A 3,694-nucleotide genomic window follows, 5' to 3' on the forward strand; every position below is an offset into this window, starting at 1 on the left:
CAAACTCGTCTCGACCGCGTGGTATGACAACTCCGCGACGAGCAAGAGCAACCCGGACGCCAGCAAGGATGTGAAGTGGGGCGACCAGACGTGGGAGGAGATGCAGTACACCGGCTATCTGTTCACTGTCCCCAGCCGACGTCTCAAGCCTGCGCCCAAGTAACCGCGCCTGGCGACCGCTCAGCGCACCACCCACTCGGCGGTCAGCATCACCGCGTCCCATCCGATGCGCAGCTCACCGCGCTGCGCACCGAGGGCCGTGGAGGGCACAAGCCAGATCGACAGACTCTCGAGCGGCGTGCTGATCGCACTCTGACGCATGTCGATACGCGCGACATCTTTCTTCGCATCGTACGGCGTGAGGTTCACCGACGCCGCGCCCGTGGTTTCCGCTTGCAGGATCAGTGTCCAGCCAGTGCTCGCCGGAAGCAGTTGTGCGATGTAGCGACCCTTCGGCACGTCCTTGCCACCGATGGTCAGATCGACATCGGTGGTGAACAGCGTGGCACCGTTCGCGCCGAGTCGCCACACCGCGCCGACCGGCACCAGACTATCGGTGTTGATGTGACGGCCACGTAGGTGTGGTTGCCCGTAGTCGATCCGCATCACTGCCGCCTTACCGGCTGCGCGCTGCGCTGCGGTATCAACCAGCGTGAGCGACACTTCGGTGATGGCGCGCGTGCTGGGGGCGGCACGACGCGCGCCGGCCTGAGCCGAGAGTGGGGCCGTGAGCAGCGCCGACAGCGCGAGCGTGCGGAGTCCGTACGTGAGGCGCACAAGCGCCGGGTGATGACGTGTCATGGGCGGGGCGGGATGAAGGAGAGAGCGTACTATTGCACAACTCTACACTTTCCCGGCGCTCCGCGCATCGGCCGTGGCGTTACTTCGCCCGCCGCGCCGGCTGGATCCGTAACGTAGACGGACGCCACGTGGCCTTGTCGCCCTCCACGCCCAGCTTCGCACTCACGATCTCCAGGCGTTCCGCCTGCACGACGATCAACACCACGCTCGTGTCGCGATCGGGGTAGAAGGTGCTCCACTGCGGGTTCCAGTGCGCATCCTTCGTGGGGCGATCCCGCACCACGCGCGCACGTCCAACCAGCGCGACATAGCTCTTCGTGACCGGATCAAAGTAGTGCAGCACGACGTGCGGATGTCGCGCGATCTCCGCGACCTTGCGCGTTCGTGGGTTGGTCGCGAACCACACCGCCCAGCTGCTGTCGGGCGCCATCGGCTGCACCGTACGCGCCTGAGGATGCCCGTTGGCGTCGGTCGTGATGAACGTGGGATACGGCACGCTCGCCACGATCTGCCGCGCCGCAGCTTCGAGTGTAGCCGGCGTGAGCATAGGCTTGGATGCGAGCGTAGACTGCGCCGAGAGCACAGCGGGAACGGTCGCCACCAAGGTGGCGAAGAGGCGGAGCCTACCAGTCGGTCGGCGCATAGTCCTTGAGGAATTGTCCCCACACGTGCACACCGCTCGAGACACCGGCGATGATGGGATCCACGATCCGCGCCGCACCGTCCACGATATCGAGCGGTGGATGGAAGCGATGGTTCTCCACCTTCCGTGCGGCGATCTCCGCTACGTCCTCGTCGGTTACCCAACCGGTGTCCACGCTGTTCATGTGGATCCCGTCTTGGCTGTAGTCCGCCGCCGAAGTACGCGTCATCATGTTGAGCGCGGCCTTGGCCATATTCGTGTGCGGATGACGCGTCGTCTTGTTGTTGCGGTAGAACTGTCCTTCCATCGCCGACACGTTCACGATGTGCTTGTCGCGATTCTCCGTGCGCAGCATGAGCGGCTTCAATCGCGCGTTGATCAGGAACGGCGCGATCGCATTCACCAACTGTACTTCCAGCAGCTCCACACTCGGCACTTCATCGAGCAGCAGGCGCCACGAGTTGCGCTCGCGCAGATCGATCTGCTGCAAGTCCTGATCGAGCTTACCCACTGGGAAGAGTTGGTGCGCCACCAGCATGTCGTCAGGGACCAGCGGCACCTGGGACAGCGCCGCCGCATGCGTGAGACCCACGCGCTCCAGCGCGGCGCCACTCTGCACCACTGCCGCCGCGCTGCTCGCGTCGGGATCGGGGAGCAACTGCGCACCACGCAGCCCCTCGTACGTGCCCAAAATCTTGCGCGCCGCCGTCGACAGCGTGCTGGCGGCCGCCGTCTCTCCGTCCATCATGTGCGCGTAGAACGCGGGCGGGCGACGCACCGTCTGACAGGCGTTGTTGATGATGAAATCCAGACGCGCTTCCGTGTGCAGCAATTCGCGACAGAACGCTTCCACACTGGGTGTGTGTCGGAGGTCGAGCCCGAAAATCTCCAGTCGATCGCTCCACGCCTCGAAGTCGGGCTCGGCCGCGTAGCGCATGGCCGAGTCGCGCGGGAAGCGCGTGGTCACCAGCAAGCGCGCGCCGCAGCGCAGCAGCTTGAGACCGGCCTGATAGCCGATCTTCACACGGCCGCCGGACAACAGTGCCGTGCGTCCGCTCAGGTCCACCAGTTCCGTGCGCTTGGCGAAGTTGAAGTCGCCGCACGGCCCACACATCTGGTCGTAAAAGTGATGAATCGTCGTGAACTTCTGCTTGCAGATGTAGCAGTGTTGTGGCACGATCGCTTCGGGTGCGTCATCCTCGCGCAACGCATCGGTTGATGTGCCTGCGGCGCCGTCACCCAGCAGGTACACGTTGGGCGTCGTGAACACCGGCTTCCGACGCAATTCGCGGATGCCAGTTTCCTGAAGCACGCTGTCGTCGCGCCGCGCGGCGTCGAGCTTACGCTGTTTGCTGGTGGCCTTCACCATCGAGCGACGGGCCCGGGCGTCGGGGTGAAACGCGTGGCCGACGGCGTCAAGAAAGCGCTGACGCTCTTCGAATGGCACGTGCACCAGCAGCGAACGATCCGCGATGACCTGCTCGAGCAGCAAAGTGGCGGCGCGGAGGTCATCGCGGAACGCGGCGGTACCGGGTTCGCGGGGCGTGTCGGGATGGGTCACTTCGTCGCCATCGCGAAGCATATCGAGGTGGCGCAGGAACCCACCACGCTACTTCCTGGCGACCGTATCGGGTACGACCGTCGCGCATCCGCGCCACGTGGAGTCGCCGCGCGTGAGCACCGCGCTGCCGGGATAGCGCTGATCCGACATGCCATCGCTGCAGTCGCCGCGCTGGATCACCAGCATGAGCAGCGGATCCGCACCATATCGCTTGGCGCGATATACGGCGCGTCCGTCGGCATCGAAATCGGCCGGCGCATACGGATAGACGGCGCTGTCCGCCCCGAGCTGGCTGAAGAGCACACGATCGGTCCGCACCTCGACCGACCAGAACGGCTCATTGCCGCGGGCCACGGTCATCACGACCGGCGCCGGTCGCTCGCGGGTACACGCGCCAAGGGCGAGGCTGCCGAGGGCAATGAGCAGGAGGGGGTCGGCGATACGATGGGTCATGGGCGAGCGCATGAACGGAAGTCTAGCGAGGGACCCTGCCGCGCACGCGGGGACCCGCCGGTGGACATGGCGCTCCCTCAAAGGGTCGAGCCGTTTGTCACAGTTCGTGCCAGCGGCGGCACTGCCGTTTCCCGTGGCGCCTGTCGATACTGGATACTAGTAAGCACGTATTCTCCCCAACGCTTTACCCAGCACCTGACCTATGTGGAACGATCTCTGCGACGACGCCCATGAGG

At 65.1% G+C, this 3,694-nt stretch carries 4 protein-coding genes; all 4 read right to left on the reverse strand.

Annotated elements, in window-relative coordinates; genetic code table 11:
* Positions 1 to 180: 180 nt before the first annotated feature.
* On the reverse strand, positions 181 to 801 hold the full coding sequence (locus ACESNG_RS13500) for a DUF2911 domain-containing protein (protein WP_373060340.1): 621 nt from the start codon (positions 799 to 801) through the stop codon (positions 181 to 183).
* Between the two features lie 79 nt (positions 802 to 880).
* The gene (locus tag ACESNG_RS13505) at positions 881 to 1,402 is read right to left on the reverse strand and encodes a pyridoxamine 5'-phosphate oxidase family protein (protein ID WP_373060338.1); all 522 of its coding nucleotides are present in this window, start codon (positions 1,400 to 1,402) and stop codon (positions 881 to 883) included.
* A gap of 22 nt (positions 1,403 to 1,424) precedes the next feature.
* Entirely contained in the window at positions 1,425 to 3,026 is a 1,602-nt protein-coding gene (locus ACESNG_RS13510; RefSeq protein WP_373060336.1) for an SDR family oxidoreductase, read from the reverse strand.
* A 27-nt stretch (positions 3,027 to 3,053) separates the two neighbouring features.
* Positions 3,054 to 3,470: a COG3650 family protein gene (locus ACESNG_RS13515; RefSeq protein WP_373069365.1), complete on the reverse strand. Its 417-nt coding sequence runs from the start codon at positions 3,468 to 3,470 to the stop codon at positions 3,054 to 3,056.
* Between the last annotated feature and the right edge of the window lie 224 nt (positions 3,471 to 3,694).

Origin of the sequence: Gemmatimonas sp. (genome assembly GCF_041689975.1) — a bacterium.
GTDB lineage: Bacteria > Gemmatimonadota > Gemmatimonadetes > Gemmatimonadales > Gemmatimonadaceae > Gemmatimonas.

Bases quoted from the DNA above. Each gene is read 5' to 3' on its own strand.
- ACESNG_RS13500 (WP_373060340.1), bottom strand. From the start codon at position 801: ATGACACGTCATCACCCGGCGCTTGTGCGCCTCACGTACGGACTCCGC.
- ACESNG_RS13510 (WP_373060336.1), bottom strand. From the start codon at position 3,026: ATGCTTCGCGATGGCGACGAAGTGACCCATCCCGACACGCCCCGCGAA.
- ACESNG_RS13515 (WP_373069365.1), bottom strand. From the start codon at position 3,470: ATGCGCTCGCCCATGACCCATCGTATCGCCGACCCCCTCCTGCTCATT.